General features: G+C 64.4%; 16 protein-coding genes. 3 read left to right on the top strand and 13 right to left on the bottom strand.

Annotated elements, in window-relative coordinates:
• Positions 1-9 precede the first annotated feature (9 nt).
• Positions 10-1257 (top strand): NAD(P)/FAD-dependent oxidoreductase, encoded by a 1248-nt coding sequence (locus A3CW_RS0102845; RefSeq protein WP_028202221.1) that lies wholly within the window; start codon positions 10-12, stop codon positions 1255-1257.
• Positions 1258-1357: 100 nt separating this feature from the next.
• Here the strand turns inward: A3CW_RS0102845 and A3CW_RS0102840 are convergent, their stop codons facing one another.
• The 10 genes from A3CW_RS0102840 to A3CW_RS0102795 all read right to left on the bottom strand — a co-directional run bounded on the left by A3CW_RS0102840 (position 1358) and on the right by A3CW_RS0102795 (position 10131).
• A complete protein-coding gene (locus tag A3CW_RS0102840) occupies positions 1358-2488 on the bottom strand; it encodes a patatin-like phospholipase family protein (RefSeq protein WP_028202220.1) in 1131 nt (376 codons plus the stop codon).
• Positions 2489-2631: 143 nt separating this feature from the next.
• Positions 2632-3372, bottom strand: a complete 741-nt coding sequence (locus A3CW_RS0102835) for a GGDEF domain-containing protein (protein WP_407669689.1) — start codon at positions 3370-3372, stop codon at positions 2632-2634.
• Positions 3373-3394: 22 nt separating this feature from the next.
• Positions 3395-3781: a DUF1987 domain-containing protein gene (locus A3CW_RS0102830; RefSeq protein ID WP_028202218.1), complete on the bottom strand. Its 387-nt coding sequence runs from the start codon at positions 3779-3781 to the stop codon at positions 3395-3397.
• Positions 3782-3799: 18 nt separating this feature from the next.
• Entirely contained in the window at positions 3800-4363 is a 564-nt protein-coding gene (locus tag A3CW_RS0102825) for a SiaB family protein kinase (protein WP_028202217.1), read from the bottom strand.
• Positions 4364-4377: 14 nt separating this feature from the next.
• On the bottom strand, positions 4378-5493 hold the full coding sequence (locus A3CW_RS0102820; RefSeq protein ID WP_035512271.1) for a SpoIIE family protein phosphatase: 1116 nt from the start codon (positions 5491-5493) through the stop codon (positions 4378-4380).
• 295 nt (positions 5494-5788) lie between these two features.
• Positions 5789-6097: a non-heme iron oxygenase ferredoxin subunit gene (locus tag A3CW_RS0102815; protein WP_028202215.1), complete on the bottom strand. Its 309-nt coding sequence runs from the start codon at positions 6095-6097 to the stop codon at positions 5789-5791.
• Between the two features lie 43 nt (positions 6098-6140).
• A complete protein-coding gene (locus tag A3CW_RS0102810) occupies positions 6141-7211 on the bottom strand; it encodes a fatty acid desaturase family protein (RefSeq protein WP_028202214.1) in 1071 nt (356 codons plus the stop codon).
• Between the two features lie 131 nt (positions 7212-7342).
• Positions 7343-8464 (bottom strand): alanine racemase, encoded by a 1122-nt coding sequence (alr, locus tag A3CW_RS0102805; protein ID WP_028202213.1) that lies wholly within the window; start codon positions 8462-8464, stop codon positions 7343-7345.
• 133 nt (positions 8465-8597) lie between these two features.
• Positions 8598-9200, bottom strand: a complete 603-nt coding sequence (locus tag A3CW_RS0102800) for an alpha/beta fold hydrolase (RefSeq protein WP_028202212.1) — start codon at positions 9198-9200, stop codon at positions 8598-8600.
• 37 nt (positions 9201-9237) lie between these two features.
• The gene (locus tag A3CW_RS0102795; protein ID WP_028202211.1) at positions 9238-10131 is read right to left on the bottom strand and encodes a LysR family transcriptional regulator; all 894 of its coding nucleotides are present in this window, start codon (positions 10129-10131) and stop codon (positions 9238-9240) included.
• Positions 10132-10233: 102 nt separating this feature from the next.
• On the opposite strand from A3CW_RS0102795, the gene A3CW_RS0102790 reads away from it, so the two are divergent.
• Positions 10234-10659 (top strand): VOC family protein, encoded by a 426-nt coding sequence (locus A3CW_RS0102790; protein WP_028202210.1) that lies wholly within the window; start codon positions 10234-10236, stop codon positions 10657-10659.
• Positions 10660-10680: 21 nt separating this feature from the next.
• Here A3CW_RS0102790 and A3CW_RS0102785 read toward each other — a convergent pair whose 3' ends face one another.
• From A3CW_RS0102785 to A3CW_RS0102775, 3 genes are all read right to left on the bottom strand, one after another.
• On the bottom strand, positions 10681-11796 hold the full coding sequence (locus tag A3CW_RS0102785; protein WP_028202209.1) for a linear amide C-N hydrolase: 1116 nt from the start codon (positions 11794-11796) through the stop codon (positions 10681-10683).
• Positions 11797-11952: 156 nt separating this feature from the next.
• A complete protein-coding gene (locus A3CW_RS0102780; protein WP_028202208.1) occupies positions 11953-12237 on the bottom strand; it encodes a hypothetical protein in 285 nt (94 codons plus the stop codon).
• 193 nt (positions 12238-12430) lie between these two features.
• The gene (locus A3CW_RS0102775; RefSeq protein WP_154677840.1) at positions 12431-12736 is read right to left on the bottom strand and encodes a hypothetical protein; all 306 of its coding nucleotides are present in this window, start codon (positions 12734-12736) and stop codon (positions 12431-12433) included.
• A 351-nt stretch (positions 12737-13087) separates the two neighbouring features.
• On the opposite strand from A3CW_RS0102775, the gene A3CW_RS0102770 reads away from it, so the two are divergent.
• Positions 13088-15298 carry a TonB-dependent siderophore receptor gene (locus tag A3CW_RS0102770; protein WP_211254030.1) on the top strand — a complete coding sequence of 737 codons (2211 nt, stop codon included), beginning with the start codon at positions 13088-13090 and terminating at the stop codon, positions 15296-15298.
• The last annotated feature ends 9 nt before the right edge of the window (positions 15299-15307 follow it).

Genomic DNA, 15307 nt, shown 5'->3' with positions numbered 1-15307 from the left:
GGAGTCAGCATGAGTGCGGGCGATGCCATGGTGGTGATAGGCGGCGGCCAGTGCGGTGCACGCGCCGTGCAGGTTCTGCGCGAAGGCGGCTGGCAAGGCGCGATTTCGCTGATCGCCGGCGAAGCCGCAGCACCGTACGAACGGCCGCCGCTTTCCAAGGCGGTGCTGCTGGGCGTGCGCACGCCGGAACAGGGCGCGATACACCGCGAGGCGTTTTATCGCGAGCAGGGTGTCGACCTGCGCAGCGGTTGCGCTGCGCGCGCGATCGATTGCGCCGCGCATACGGTAACGCTCGCGAACGGCGCGACGCTTGCTTACCGTCGCCTGCTGATCGCGACCGGTGCCGAGCCTCGCCGCATGAGTGTGCCTGGCGCCGGTCTCGCGGGCGTGCACGTGTTGCGCACTGCCGGCGACGCGCTCGCCATCGCGGGAGAACTCGGGCCGGGGCGTCGCATTGCGGTGGTCGGCGCGGGTTTCATCGGGCTCGAAGTCGCGGCCTCGGCGGTGCAGCGCGGCTGCGAAGTCGTCGTGCTCGAAGCCGCGCCGCGCGCGTTGATGCGCGCGGTGCCTGCGGAGGTGGCGCAGTGCCTCGTGGACCTTCATCGCGAGCGCGGCGTGGACGTGCGCTTCGACGTGCACGTGGCACGCTTCGAGGGCGAAGGGCGCGTCAATGCCGTCGTGCTCGGCGACGCAACCGTCGTGCCTTGCGATGCGGTCGTGGTCGGCATTGGCGTCGCGCCGCGTGTGGCGCTCGCACAGGCAGCGGGTCTCGCGATCGACAACGGCATTGCCGTCGATCCCATGCTGCGGACCAGCGACCCGGATATCTACGCCGCGGGCGATGTGTGTTCGTTCGTGCATCCGCTGTACGGACGGCGCATTCGTCTCGAATGCTGGCGCAACGCCGAGGACCAGGCGCGTGTGGCCGCGCTCAACATGCTCGGCCGCGACGAGGCGCACCGCGCCGTGCCGTGGTTCTGGTCCGATCAATACGACATGACGGTCCAGATCGCGGGCTTGCCCGCGTTCGGCTCGACCAGGGCAGTGCGTGCAACGGGCACGGCATCGAAGGTGTTCTTCGCGTTCGACGACGCGGGCGTGCTGGTGAGCGCGAGCGGCGTGGGGCAAACGGGCGAAATCGCCCGCGACGTACGCATTGCGCAGGAACTGATTGCGCGCCGTGCGCGCATCGAACCCGAGCGTCTCGCCGACAGCGCGACCCAACTCAAATCGCTGCTCGCCGCTGCCGTGCACTGACCGGCCGGACCGATCTGCTCGGCCGGTGGCTCCACCCGCCGGCTTTTTTCCACTGTGGTTCGAGTGGGGCGATATGGGGTTGATGCCCTATCGCTTTCTTTTATTCTTCGTCCGCGCTGTAGACGCTGAGTCCTTCTATCGGGTCCATCGGGGCGTCCCAGGGTCTCGCTTCGATCGCCCGCATGGCGGCCTCGTAGCCCGCGCGCCGGCGCGCGGCAATGCCCGACGGGGTGAAGTCGATGTCCTTCAACTGGTCGTCGCCGTCGAGTCGAGGCGCCGCGAGCTTGATGAGCCGCATGGTGGTCTCGCAGCCCCAGGCCGCCAGTTCCCGCACATCGATTGTGTCGCGTTCGGCCTCGGGCACGCGCTTCGCGAGTTCGCGGATCACGTGGCGCAAGCGGTGGATCTGCTGCTGGCGCGCGATATGGCTTTCGGTGCGGCTCGCGTACTGAATGTCCTTTTGCCGCTCTGCGATCTGCCAGATGCTTTCCGGCTCCGGGCCCGCTGGATTCCACACCTGCACCGAGAAGATGACCGAACTGTTGCGCGGCTTGTCGTCCAGCACGACCTCCACCGGCGTGTTGGAATAGATGCCGCCGTCCCAGTACGGCTCGCCGTCGATGCGCACCGCCGGGAACGCGGGCGGCAGCGCGCCCGAACTCATGATGTGTTCGACGTTCAGGCGCTGGTCGCGCGAATCGAAATAGCGCATCGCACCCGTGCGTGCGTTCACCGCGCCCACGGTGAGGCGCGGATGCCCGGCGTTCAGCAATTCGAAGTCGACCAGTGAAACGAGCGTATCGCGCAGCGGTGCAATCCTGTAGTAAGACGCGCGATCGACGCCGAGGTGCGCGAGCGGACCGAACCACGATGCCGGGTTGGGCTGAAAGAACCCCGCAATGCCGCCGCCGATGATCATCAGTTTTGCAAACGTCTTGTCCCAGCCGGGCGCGAAGCCTGGCCACGCTGCCGCCACGTCGAGGCGGGTGCGGTCCGTGACGCGGTGCCAGAATTCGTCCAGACGCTCGAAGCGGTGCTCCGGTGCGTTGCCGGCGATCAACGCAGCGTTGATGGCGCCGATGGAGGTGCCGATCACCCAGTCCACATGGATGCCGGCTGCGTGCAACGCCTCATAAACGCCGAGTTGATAGGCGCCCAACGCACCGCCGCCCTGCAACACGAGTACGACTTGCCCTGGCAACGCCAGGCTTGCCGGCTGCTTCGCTGTCATCGATCGCCTCGCTGTTTTGCTCTGCCGACGCGCGCTTTCGTGACCTGCATTCTTCATACGCGTCACCGTTTTCTCCGCACCATTGTAGTGGCGTTAGGAAAAGACGAGCGTTGCGTGGCAACGGCCCAATCAGCCGCCGTCCTTCAGCCTGCTGAGGCGATTTGCCCTTCGAACGTCACGCAGTTGCGGCCGCCGCGCTTGGCGGTGTAAAGCGCGGAATCGGCGAGTCCGTACGCCGTGTCGAAATCGGTGCCGGCCGGATTGTCGCTGACGCCGAAACTGGCGGTAATGAGGCGGCACACCGGCGCGGGGAACGCGTGATTCGCAATGGCCGCGCGCATGCGCTCGGCGAGTTGCAAGGCATCGGCAATCTCGAAGCCCGGCAATACCACCGTGAACTCTTCGCCGCCCACGCGTCCGATGATGCCGGTCTCGCCGAGTATGCGCCGCAGGCAGTTCACGATGCCCGAAATCACGCTGTCGCCGGCCGGGTGCCCGAAGTCGTCGTTGACCTTCTTGAAGTCGTCGATGTCGAGCAGGATCATGACCGCCCGATTCGCGCGCAGCGCCTTCACCGTGCGTTCGATCACGGCGCTGCGATTCAGGACGCCGGTCAGCGCGTCGTGTGTCGCACGATACTGCAGTTGCTGCGTGAGCGCCTGCATTTCGCGCTCGGCGCGATCGCTGCGCCCGATCAGGCGGCGGGTTTCGCGCATCAGGCGCTCGTAATGGTGGATCAGCTCGATGAGCGCCTCGCGATGACTGTGCGCGTGCGACTCCGGAGCCTCGGCAATCGCACGGGCCCGCTCCAGCGCCTCGCTTTCGTTGCGGAACAGGTCGAGGTAATGATCCTTCATGGTGTCCCGCAAGCCAGTCGTTTCCACGCGCGTCGTCCTCAAAGCGTTCTCACGTTGCAACCGGGCAATCGTTGAACTTGATTGCGGTGAAGTCGGTTTGCAGTTCCTCGCCGAATTCGAGGATCGTTTCGTCTTCTTCGTCGCGATACCAGTTCACCTGCACCTGGTTGCCCGCCGCTGCGGCGCGATCCAGTGCGTCGAACACGCTAAACAGCATTTTCGTGCTCGAGCTGTTGAAGTAGGTGAGCGTGACCTCGACCGTGATCGCGGCGTCTTCGCAAGCCTTGAGCCAGAGATTGAGCTGCTCGATGATCGGCGCATAAAACGCGGCGGCATTCTCGGGATACGATTCGCCTCGCAGTGACAGCACGTTTTCGTCGAAGCGGAAGTCGATTTCCGGCGACGTTGCCGTGGCGGCGATAAAAAGGTTTTCCATTTTGTACGCGTGCCCTGGTCAGATGATGGTCTTGAGGCAAAACAGTGTGGTGCCCGTATCGTTTTCGCGTGGATGAAACGCGAATTCGAGCGGCGCACTGGCGTCGCGCGCCATCGTCAGAAAACCCAGTCCCGCGCCTTTGCTGTCGGCAGGCGTGTCCGCGCGCAGGGACATCTTGTAGGCCTGCTTGATCTCTTCGATCGACATGTTGCGCAGCGGCTCCAGCTTCTCGCGCAAGTCGTTCACGGCCGCCGTGGCGATGGGATTCACGCAGACCATGAGGTGGCGCTCGCCTTCGGCGGAAATGGACATCGCGCCTTCGCGGATTGCACCGCCCTGGCCTTGATCTTCTGAGAGCGCGTCGCACGAGTAATGCACGATATTGTGCGAAAGCTCGATGAACGAGGAGAAGATCCTCCTGCGCGTGGACGAGCTCAGTCCCGCCACTTCCAGTTGCAGCTTGACGACCTCGCTCATCGCCGCGACGATGCTGTGCGAGAAATAGCCTTTGTGATAGAAGAGCAAATTGCGCTTCTGTGCGATTTCGAAGAAGCAGCAGTTTTGATCCAGAATTCCAGACATATTGGTGAACTACCTCAAACTCGTGCAAAGAAAAGCGTGACATCGTCGCGGCGCGCCTGTGAGCCCTGCCATTCGGCGAAGCTTTCGAGCAGGCGTGCGCAGATGAATGAAGAAGCGTTTTCGCGCTCGGCGAGAATCCGGTCGAGCGTGCGGCGTTTGCCGAAGCCGATCTTGCGCGGGCCGCCAATCTGATCGGTCAGGCCATCGGTGGAAACGAACAGCAGGCTGCCGTGCGGCACGGCAACGGCATGCTGGGTCCACGTGTAATCGGCGAGGCTGTCGACATAGCCCACGCCCATGCGGTCGCCGGCAGTGCTTTCGAACTGTGGTGCGTCGGCACGCAAGACATGCAGCGCGACCCGTGCACCCGCAAAGTGCAGCACCTGGCTGGCGGCGTCGAACCAGAAGAACGCGGCGTCCAGACCGTCGTTGGACTGCGGGGCGTCGCCTGCGCCGTTGATTTGCCCGAGCAGGCCCTTCACATTGCGATTGACGGCTGCGAGCAGCGCGGAGGGGTTGCGCGGGCCGATCTGTTCGAGCGCCTGCGAAAGCGACGCCGAGGCGAGCAGCGTCATGAACGCGCCGGGCACGCCGTGCCCCGTGCAATCGGCCACGGCGCCGAACCAGCCGTCGGCGAACGCCGCGAAATGGTAGAAGTCGCCGCCCACCACGTCGCGCGGCTCCCAGACAAGCGCGGCATCGGGCAGCATGGTCGCGAGCGTTTCGCGCGAGGCGCGCAGCATGGCTTGCTGGATCACGCTCGCATACTCGATGCTCTGCATGATCTGACGATTCTTTTCCGCCTGCATTTCCGCCACGATGGAAAGCAACCGCAAACCGTTGCCCACGCCAGCGAAACGGCCCTCGCGCGTCACGATGAAACCGTCGACCAGCGCCTTTTCGCCGACTTCAACGGTTTTGAACGTGAGCGCCTCGATGCTCATGGCCGCGTCGACGATCAATGGCTCCTTGTCCATGAACGCGATGCAGCTCTTCTTGTCGTATAGCTCGCGATGAAACGGCTTGCTCATTTGCGACAGAAAAATATCGCGGTTGATGAGCCCGATGGGGCGATCGTTTTCGATTACCGCGAGACTGGCCATGTCGCGCCTCGAATAGAAAATCTCCATGACGAGAGAGTTCGAATCCGAAGCGTCGATGGCCGGCACTTCCAGAGCCAGTTCTCCGGCGCTGCGCGGGCCTGCGGGAAGACCCGGACGACGAAACTGCGCGAGCGCGGGATGCATGACTATCCATTCCGATTAATATGGAGATTCAGCACGCTAATGGCTATTTATGTCATTCTCGTTACATGGACGAGAGTAAGCGCTCAAGTTCGCTTGTTTAATACACCGTAATGATCGGCGAACACCGCGCTAACGTTTGCGCGTTTTTTTCGCTTCCCTCGTGCAGGGTTTCGGTGCATCACACTTCAATATAGATCCGTCCACCTTCGACCTTGGCCGCATACGTTGCGAGCTTCTCACATACTGGTGCACAAAGCGGCTTGCCGTCACGCACGTCGAAGCGGCCATTGTGCTTCGGACATTCGATCACATGGCCCATGACGAGCCCGTCGCTCAGGTGCACGTGTTCGTGGGTGCAAAGCCCGTCGCTCGCGTAGACCTTGTCTTCCACGCGATAGATCGCAAAGGTGCGTGCGCCGTGGTCGAAGCGCATGACGTCTTCATCCTCGATATCGTCGAGTGCGGCTGCGTCGATCCATTGGGTCATGGGGTGTCTCCAGATTGGTATGGAAAGTTGTGTGCGCAACGGGTCAGGCTTCGGCGTGGCCCGGAACCGGGCGCGCCACGTGATAGGAGGGATCGCGCGTTTGCCGTACGAGCGCGGGAATGATTTCCGCGTAGGCGGCAAGGCTGCTGCGATAGGGCGGCGGCATATCCGGTTTCACGACTTCGTGCAGGCGCGGCAGCGCGTGAAACGGAACCATCGGAAACATGTGATGCTCGACGTGATAATTCATGTTCCAGTAGAGAAAGCGGAACACGGGATTCATCATGATCGTGCGGCAGTTGCGCCGGTGGTCGAGCACGTTCTCGGGCATGCCCGCGTGCTGCGTGAGGCCAAAGTAGAGATAGAGCCACGCGCCGTAGAGGCTCGGCAGGCCGATATAGAGCAGCGGCAGGAGGGTGCGAAAGCCGATGCACGCGCCAATCACCATCGCGTACACGAGCAGGCTCAGGCGCGCTTCGCGAATGGCCTTGGGCCATTCGGAGGCGGGCACGAAGCTTCGTTCTTCCGCGCCGAGGCGCCCGCACGCGGCGGAGATCATGCGCGGCAGCTCGCGCGAGGCGTGCTTGAGCGCGAAGAGGTTGAGGGCGAGCGAGAGCCAGTCGGTGGGGCGCGGCGCGGCGATCTCGGGATCGCGGCCCACCACCAGCGTGTCGGTGTGATGGCGCGCGTGGCTCCAGCGCCAGATCGTCGCGCAGCGGAACACCTGGAATGACGCGATCTGATAGAGCACGTCGTTCATCCAGCGCGTCTTGAATGCGGTGCCGTGACCCGCTTCGTGCCAGCGCGAATCGGCGGGGCTGCAATAGAGCGTGCCGTAGAGCAGGAACGCGGGCACCGCCCACCACGAATGCGCGTGCCAGAGGAAGCCGGCGAGCACGCCGCTCGCGACGATGGCCGCATACCAGATCGCGGTGTCGCGTATGGCGCGCGCGTCGCTGCGCTGCATCAGCTGCTTCATCACGGGGCGCGGCACGGCGCACCGGTACCAGTCCGCATTGACGAGGCCCGCTGCGCGCGCGCGTTCGCCTGCACCGCCGATGAGCCGGTAGTCCGCATGATGCGGCGCGTAGGCGTGAGTCTCCTGGTCGGCCACGAGTGTCTCCTTTAAGTGTTGGCAGCGCGCGGCGTGCAATGCGCCGCGCGTGTCAACACAAAAATAGGTGACGCAAGGCCGGGGCTCAACCGGAAGTTTGACGAAATTTCGTCAGCGAGCTTTCGGCGCAGTCAGGCTGCTACGCGCTCGCCGCGCGCCTGCGCAGCGCAGGCCGTGTCCGCGCCGTCGGCCACGACCACCGGCACGCGCAGCGCGAGTGCGCACAGCAGCTCATAGCCAATCGTGCCCGACGCTTCGGCCACTTCGTCCACGCGCACCTGGTCGCCCCACAGCTCGACGCTCGAACCGATGGCCGCGTGCGGGCACGGCGTGAGATCGACGGTGAGCATGTCCATCGACACGCGGCCCACGACGCGCGTGCGCACGCCATCCACGGCAATCGGCGTGCCGGTGGGCGCGTGGCGCGGATAGCCGTCCGCATAGCCGCACGCCACCACGCCGATGCGCATCGGCCGGTCGACCTCGAAGGTGCGGCCATAACCGATGGTTTCCTGCGGTGCGAGCGTTTGCACGCCGATGATGCGGCTCGTGAGCGTCATGGCCGAGCGCAGCCCGAAGCCTTCCACGTGGCGCGCCACGCCCGTGGGCGACGCGCCATAGAGGATCGTGCCGGGCCGCACCCAGTCGCGATGCGCGCGCGGGTGCCAGAGCACGCCCGCCGAATTCGACACCGACTGCTCGCCGGGAATGTCCTGCACCGCCGCGTCGAACGTGTCGAGCTGCCAGTCGACCTGGCCGTCATCGGCGTTCGCGAAGTGCGTCATGAGGCCGATCGCGCCGATCGACGCAATGCCGCGTGCGCGCTCCCGCGCGGCGCGATACGCATGGGGGCGGAATCCCAGGCGGTTCATGCCCGAGTTCATCTTCAGCTGGATATCGATGGGATGCTGCGGCTTCGCTGCCGCGAGCAGATCGAGTTGCTCGTCGCAGTGCACGGCCACGGTGAGCCGATGCGCCGCGGCCAGCTCGACATCGGCGGGCTCGAACACGCCTTCGAGCAGCAGCAGCGGTTTGGTCCAGCCCAGTTCGCGCACGCGCACGGCTTCATCGAGGTCGAGCAGGGCGATGCCGTCGGCGCCCGCGAGCGCCGGATAGATGCGCTCGATGCCGTGACCGTACGCGTTGGCCTTGATCACGGCGAAGGCGCGCGAGCCGGCCGCGATCTGCTTCGCCAGCTGCAGGTTGTGACGGATGGCGTCGGGTTGGATGCGGGCGACGATGGGGCGCGGCATAGGCGTTCCTATGGGTTGGATGGCGATGGTCTAGTGATTTGTGCAATCGTATTGATTTTTGTCCAGTTATTTTTAATGTATTTTCCGACGAATTTGGTCGAAACGACTGTCGTCCATCCCGCAGGGCAACGGGTCAATGCGCCGTCAAATGCGCCTCCACGAGCGGCGCCAACGCCTCGGCATGGACGCTCGCGAGATCGTGCTCGCCGCCGCGCACCACGTGCAGCGTGGAATTGGCGAGCAGGGCGTTGAGCCGCTCGCCGACCGCGACAGGGCTCAACGGATCGTTGTCGCCCCAAAGCAGCAGGGCCGGCTGGGTGATGCGGGCGATCGGCTTCGAAAGGTCCGTATGGAACGAGACGAACCACTCGGGGAACGCGCTCGTGTCGCCCGCGCGCCAGTTCTGCGCGCCGAGCGCCGCGGTGTCGATGCCGCCCGACGTGACCGAGAGCACCAGATGCGTGACGAACTGCGGCTTCTCGAGCGCCGCGCGCACGGCGATGACGCCGCCCATCGACTGGGCGATCAGCGCTGTGGGCCGATCGAGCATGGCCAGCACGCGCCGCACGATGTCGTCGATGCTGGCGACTGCCGGGTCCGCCGGTTCGCCGCCAAAACCCGGATAGCCCACGAAGCGACGCGCCGCCGGCGTGGCGAGGCGATCGGACAGCGGTTGCCAGAAGGCCTTGTTGCCCGAAGCGCCGGGCAGGAAAAGCAATTGTTCGGGAGTGCTCACGTGTGCTTCTCCGGTGGGCCTGCAAGGCATGATGGGTTCATTGCGCCTCGCCCGCCGGCTGTTGCTCACGGGCGCGCGATTCGAGCAGCTGGATCAGCAGGCGCGCGGGCTCGCTCAGTGTGCCCGGCGCGCGATGCACGAGGCCGACGTCGCGGTGAAACGTGTGCTGCCCGAGATCGATCGCGCGCACTTTGGCGGGCCAGCGCCGCCACGCCGACGTTTGCGGCACGAGCGCGACGCCCACGCCGTTCGCAACGAGCCCGACGATGGCCTCCAGTTCGTCGAGTTCGCTCAGGTCCTGCACGGTGTAGTGCATGCGGCGCAGGAAGCGGTCTACCTGGCGTCCGCCGAACGATGCCCGATCGTAGCGGATGAAGGGTTGCGTCGCCAGCAGTTCGGCCCAGTCGTGGCCTTTCACGTGACGCGGCACGATGAGCCGGAACGGCTCGCGCGCGAGCGTGGTCCAATGCAAATCGCTTTGCAGTGCGAAGGGTGGCCGGATGATGGCCGCCATGTCGATTTCGCCCGCATCGACGAGATTGTGAAGCTCCATCGAAACGCCCGGGATCACGCGCGTGCGGCAGCCGGCACAACGGCGGTGGAATTCGGCGAGCGCCTCGGGCACCAGCGCGCGCTGCACGGAAGCGATCGCGCCGAGCGTGACGCGCCCGGTCGCCGCGGGGCCGGCCGCGCTCGAACTCAGGTTTTCATAGAGCCGGATGACTTCGTGCGCCTGGGCGAGGATCTGCTGGCCCATCGCGTTCAGGCGCGCGGCGCGCCCCTCGCGGTCGAACAGCGCGAAACCCAGCTCTGCCTCGAGTCGTTGCATTTGCGCGCTCACGGCAGCCTGAGTCAGGCCGATCTTCTGTCCCGCCGCGGCGAACGTGCCTTCTCTCGCCACGGCAACGAGGGTTCTGAGTTCGCGTATCATTCATCAAGAATATTTGTGTATCAGAAAATTATATATTGATTTTGTTTTTGATTCGGCCTGTCTACCATGGCGGGATCGCTTTCGAAGACAGTGGAGACACGCATGTCGCTTTCCCCCTTTCACCTCGCCATTCCCGTTTATGACCTCGCCGCCGCGCGCGACTTCTACGGCCGCGTGTTCGGCCTCGCGGAAGGGCGCTCCAGCGCGCAGTGGGTCGACTTCGACTTCTTCGGCCATCAGCTCGTGATTCACGAGCACCCGAAAACGGCCTCGCAGGACCATGCGCACACGAACCCCGTGGACGGCCACGACGTGCCGGTGCCGCATTTCGGCGTCGTGCTGGGCTGGGGCGACTGGGAGGCGCTGGCCGAGCGCCTCAAGACCTTTGGCGTGAAGTTCGTGATCGAACCTTACGTGCGCTTCAAGGGGCAGGTGGGCGAGCAAGCCACGATGTTCTTCCTCGACCCGTGCGGCAACGCGCTCGAATTCAAGGCGTTCAAGGACATCGGCCAGCTGTTCGCCAAATAAACGTGAATCGCCGCGCGGCGATCAAGACGCCGGCGCGGGCATGAATTTGAACGACGGCGTCGCCACGAAATTGCCCGACACCTCGCCTGAATACACCTGGCCCGAAGCGATCGTGAGCTTCATCACGGGCGCGCCGGGCTTGAGGTCGAGCTTGCTCAGCGAGATCCAGAACGTGTCGGGGCGCGTGGCGGAATCGAAGTAATAGACGCGGTTCGTCTGATCCGCGACCGTGCGCCAGATCGTCGACGAAAGATTCGGCATGTTGGGCGTGGTGATCCCGAGCGGCACGCTCACCGAGCGGATGAGGCTCATCACGCTCGCCACAGCCTGATAATTGGGGTTCTGCTGCGGCACGCCCGCCATATAGGCAGGGTCGGGCTTCCTGGGAATGGCGTCGAGCAGAAACGAGGTGCGCACGAAACGGTCGGCCGCGCGATTCGTGCCGGGGAGAAAGGCGAGACCGCCCACGCCTTTCCAGTACGTGTCGAGCGCGAGCTGTTCGGGGTAGATCGGTGAGTTGGTCATCACCTTGTACGCCTTGTCGTGCATGATCACGAGCTTGCCGTCGATATATTCGAGGATCGCCGAGTCGCCTTGCGAATCGGAAAGCGCGAGGTGGATCGAGATCGGTTTGCCGTCGGGCAGCGGCGGCGCAATGATCTGGAACGGCTCGTGGCCAAGCGCAGCGACGGCTTCGCCAACGGTGGCGAAATTGTCGAGCGCGTATTGCGCCCACAGGCTGATGGCGAGCGGCGGCCGCCCCGAGTTGGGCTTGCCGTAATCGGTTTCGGCCAGATAGAGCGCGTTGGCCACGAGGCCGCGCTCGTTCATGCCATCCACACTGCCGATGTCGTAGCCCGAGACCACCACGCTGCCGTATTTCGAGCGCCAGTGCGGCGAGCGCGGGCTTGCGTTGCCGTCGCGCTCGATCCCGGCCGGAAAGACCCAGAGGTTCGAGCGCATGTCCTCGGACCAGTCCATCGAACGCCCCGTGATGACGAGACCGCTGTCGCCCACGTAGAGCGCGCGCGTGCAGGCAAGCGCGGGGTCGATGACGAGCGGCGCAGCCAGCAAGGCGAGCGACGCGGCAAGCACACAGGCTTTCAGGCGCAGAGGCGAACGAACCAGACGGGACATGATGGCGTTCCAGTTGCAGGACGCGCCGATCATGTCATGGAACGCCTTTTGGGCCGTTCGAACGTGGCACGAGGTGCAAGCATGCCCACGCGCGCGCTATGCGGCGCGAATATCCCGGTGCGGTTGTCGCTGGCCGGCTGGCGGTTTATCGACGGCTCAGTGGTGCAGATAAAGCGCGGCGCGCGCATGCGAGTGCGCGCCCATGCCCGACTGCGACATGCCGCCCGGCACGCCGCCCACGCCCCAGAGCGTGGCGTCGTCGGCGCCGCTGCGGGTCGCGACGCGGGCTTCGGCAGCGTGCACGTCGGCGGGGAGTTGCGCGTGCGCCGCGGGGCCGCTGTTCAAATCGAGCTGGGCGTAGGCGTTGCCGGTTTGCGCGAAGGCAGCGGCTGGCAAGATTAGCGCCGCAAACAGTGCGGTTGAATAGATTCCGGTTTTCATGATCCGACCTCCATCGTGTTCGCCGCGATGCCGCCGGCGAAGGACCTGGCGGCTCGCAACACGAGCATAGGAGCGGATTCTTAACCGTAGATTAATGCTGGCGCCGGCGTGGCAAACAGCGGAATCCGGCGGCTCACACAAATAATCAGTAAAGCTGATTATCTGGCAGGTGCAGTGCAGCAGGATGCAAACGCTAAGGTTGCTGCCAGTGGAACCGATCGCCGCGCAGGGGCGCGCCGTTATCGTCGAGGTTTTTATCGCCGCCCGGGAGCGTTTCGAAATACGACTTGTCGTCTTTCTGGGTCCCCGTATGCAACGCCGCGCGCGAAATGCCCGGCGGGATGGACGAGGGCGAGGCGGGAGGCCAATGCAGCGTGGCAGGCGCCGCGCTCTGGGGAGAGGGCAGATCCGTGTTTTCGTTCGCCGCGGCGAGGCCCATGGCCCATGCGGCCGGGACCGAAGCCAGAACGATCAGCACGGGGAACGTAGCGTGTCTCATACGCGGTCACCACGTGAATGCACTAACTGGGCCTGTATTTTATGTCGCGGCTTAGCGTATTTCCAGGCGCCGGCATCACGCAAAGCAGCAAGCCGGGCGCGAGCGCGCTACCTTTCGCGCGGCTGTCCAATCCAGACGATTTCCGGTGATTCTTGCGCCAGATAGACATTATCCGGTCGCCTTGAGTCCGTTTTGAGCAGTATTTCGCGGGAATCCATCAAATCTGACGAATGAGCCGCGGGTTCTAGGAAAAGTCGTAAGGGTTTGTTAATATCGCCCGCCAGTGATAATGAGAATGCTTCTCATTGAAGTATCCGGCAAGCACTGGCGAGACGACCCTTCCAAAACGACATGAACAACCGAGAACACGCGCGGCACGTGCGACGCACGCTGCCGCGGCCGTTGCATATTGCGGCCTGGCTTACTTTCGCAGCGGCTCAGGCCGCTGTTGCCCAAACGTCGACGCAGGACAGCGCCGCGACGAGCGCAACCCAGAAGGCGCCGCCTCAGGCCGCCGCCACCGGTACGGCCGGCACAGACCAGGCGCTGCCCGCCGTGAAGGTGAGCGCGAGCCAGGTCGCCGATTCGCCGCTGAACCTGAACACGCCGGTGAACAGCGGCGCGCTCGGCACGCGCTCGCAGCTCGACACGCCGTTCTCGACCACCGTCGTGACGGGCGAGAATCTGGCCGAGCGCCAGGTCTACAAGCTCGGCGATGTGTTCGCCGGCGACGCCTCGGTCACCAACAACAGCAACGCCTATAACGCGTGGGCCACCTACATCACCATTCGCGGGTTGCCCGTGGACTGGCAAAACGGCTTTCGCATCGACGGCAATCCGTTCATCTCGTACGGCATCACCATGCCCTACGAGCAACTGGAGCGCGTGGAGCTGCTCAAGGGCCTGGGCGGCTTCATGTACGGCTTCGCGCAGCCGGGCGGCCTCGTCAACTACGTGACGAAGCGGCCGGAGAAGGACCCTGTCACGAGCCTCGACGTGGGCTATCGCATGGACGGCGTGCTGAGCACGCACGTCGACCTGAGCCGCCGCTTCGGCCCGGACGATATGTTCGGCGCGCGCCTGAACTACACGAAGGAAGCGGGCAAGACCTATAACGCCGGCGATATCAACCGCAACTCGGTTTCGCTCGCGCTCGACGGCCAGCTCACGCGCGACCTGCAGGTGTGGTTCAACGCGCTCTACCAGACGATCCGTTCCAGCGGCCAGACGCCCGCGATCTACACGGGCAGCTACACGGCGTCGAGCCTGCCCGCGGTGATCAGCGGCGGCAGCAACCTGCTCGGCGGCACCGACCAGCATATCAACACGAACCTGCAGCTTTACACGGCGGGCGTGCGTTACCAGATCACGCCCGACTGGTCGTTCACCACCTCGGGCAGTTACAGCAAGTCGGCGCGCGACCGCAACGAGAGCACGCTCACGCTGCTCAACCAGCAAGGCGACTACACCGACGCGCGCTGGAACGGCGACGAAGGCCATCAGGACGTCTACTGGCAGGGCATGTTCGAGGGCAAGTTGAAGACCGGGCCGTTCACGCATCAACTCGTGATTGGCGGCGCGTACCAGCACCAGACCAACAACTACGCGTTGAACTCGATCTATACGGTGCTCGGCAACGGCAACCTGTATCAGCCCAACCCGTGGCGCTTCTATTCGGGCGGCGGGCTCGAAACGTACCGCACGAGCGATATCACGCAGGCCTCGGCGTTCGTGAGCGACACGATGCAGATCACGAGCCGCTGGTCGGTGCTCGCGGGCCTGCGTTACACGAACTATAGTCAGAACAACTACGCAACCACGGGCGAGAAGACGTCCCAGTACAGCCAGAACGGCGTGCTCACGCCGACCTTCGCGCTCATGTACAAGCTCGAGCCGAATACGACGCTGTACGCGAGCTACGTCGAGGCGCTGGAGCAGGGCGCGATCGTGGACAGCATCTATGCGAACGGCGGCGCGATGCTGCGCCCGCTGCGCTCGCGTCAGTATGAAATCGGCATCAAGAGCGAGCACGAGCGCTGGAGCGCAACGGCGGCGCTGTTCCGCATCGAGCGCGGCGCGGCTTACGCGAACAGCGACAACGTCTACGTGCAGGACGGTAACGCGATCTACGAAGGGGTCGAGGCGGCCGGCAGCGTACGGCTTGGCCGCAGCTGGCAGGTGGCAGGCAGCGTCACGCTGCTCGATACGTGGTACGCGAAGGGCCAGTCGTACAACGGCAAGCGTGTAGCCGGCGCGCCGACGTTCGTCGCCGCGGGCCGCGTGACTTATGACGTGCCTTACGTGCAAGGCCTGCAACTGGCCGCGGATGCGAAGTTCACGGGCAGCACCCAGGTGCGTCCGGCAAACAATCTGGAAACGGGCGGCTACATGCTCGTGAACGTGGGCGCGAACTACTTCACGCGCATTGGCGGCCACGACGTGACGCTGCGCGCGGCGATCGACAACATCACGAATCGCCGTTACTGGATGTACCAGTACTCCGATTACATCGCGCCAGGCGATCCGCGCACGGTCAGCCTCAACGCGAAGATCGACTTCTAAGCGTTCGAT

The sequence above is a fragment of the Paraburkholderia nodosa DSM 21604 genome, assembly GCF_000519185.1.
Taxonomy (GTDB): Bacteria; Pseudomonadota; Gammaproteobacteria; order Burkholderiales; family Burkholderiaceae; genus Paraburkholderia; species Paraburkholderia nodosa.
This window is presented reverse-complemented; position numbering and strand designations above follow the sequence as displayed.

What these genes read in the sequence shown, in the direction of transcription:
- A3CW_RS0102775 (WP_154677840.1), bottom strand. Translation starts at nt 12,736, where the DNA reads ATGAGACACGCTACGTTCCCCGTGCTGATCGTTCTGGCTTCGGTCCCG.
- A3CW_RS0102840 (WP_028202220.1), bottom strand. Translation starts at nt 2,488, where the DNA reads ATGACAGCGAAGCAGCCGGCAAGCCTGGCGTTGCCAGGGCAAGTCGTA.
- A3CW_RS0102780 (WP_028202208.1), bottom strand. Translation starts at nt 12,237, where the DNA reads ATGAAAACCGGAATCTATTCAACCGCACTGTTTGCGGCGCTAATCTTG.
- A3CW_RS0102820 (WP_035512271.1), bottom strand. Translation starts at nt 5,493, where the DNA reads ATGGAGATTTTCTATTCGAGGCGCGACATGGCCAGTCTCGCGGTAATC.
- A3CW_RS0102830 (WP_028202218.1), bottom strand. Translation starts at nt 3,781, where the DNA reads ATGGAAAACCTTTTTATCGCCGCCACGGCAACGTCGCCGGAAATCGAC.
- A3CW_RS0102790 (WP_028202210.1), top strand. Translation starts at nt 10,234, where the DNA reads ATGTCGCTTTCCCCCTTTCACCTCGCCATTCCCGTTTATGACCTCGCC.
- A3CW_RS0102795 (WP_028202211.1), bottom strand. Translation starts at nt 10,131, where the DNA reads ATGATACGCGAACTCAGAACCCTCGTTGCCGTGGCGAGAGAAGGCACG.
- alr (WP_028202213.1), bottom strand. Translation starts at nt 8,464, where the DNA reads ATGCCGCGCCCCATCGTCGCCCGCATCCAACCCGACGCCATCCGTCAC.
- A3CW_RS0102845 (WP_028202221.1), top strand. Translation starts at nt 10, where the DNA reads ATGAGTGCGGGCGATGCCATGGTGGTGATAGGCGGCGGCCAGTGCGGT.
- A3CW_RS0102825 (WP_028202217.1), bottom strand. Translation starts at nt 4,363, where the DNA reads ATGTCTGGAATTCTGGATCAAAACTGCTGCTTCTTCGAAATCGCACAG.
- A3CW_RS0102785 (WP_028202209.1), bottom strand. Translation starts at nt 11,796, where the DNA reads ATGTCCCGTCTGGTTCGTTCGCCTCTGCGCCTGAAAGCCTGTGTGCTT.
- A3CW_RS0102770 (WP_211254030.1), top strand. Translation starts at nt 13,088, where the DNA reads ATGAACAACCGAGAACACGCGCGGCACGTGCGACGCACGCTGCCGCGG.
- A3CW_RS0102815 (WP_028202215.1), bottom strand. Translation starts at nt 6,097, where the DNA reads ATGACCCAATGGATCGACGCAGCCGCACTCGACGATATCGAGGATGAA.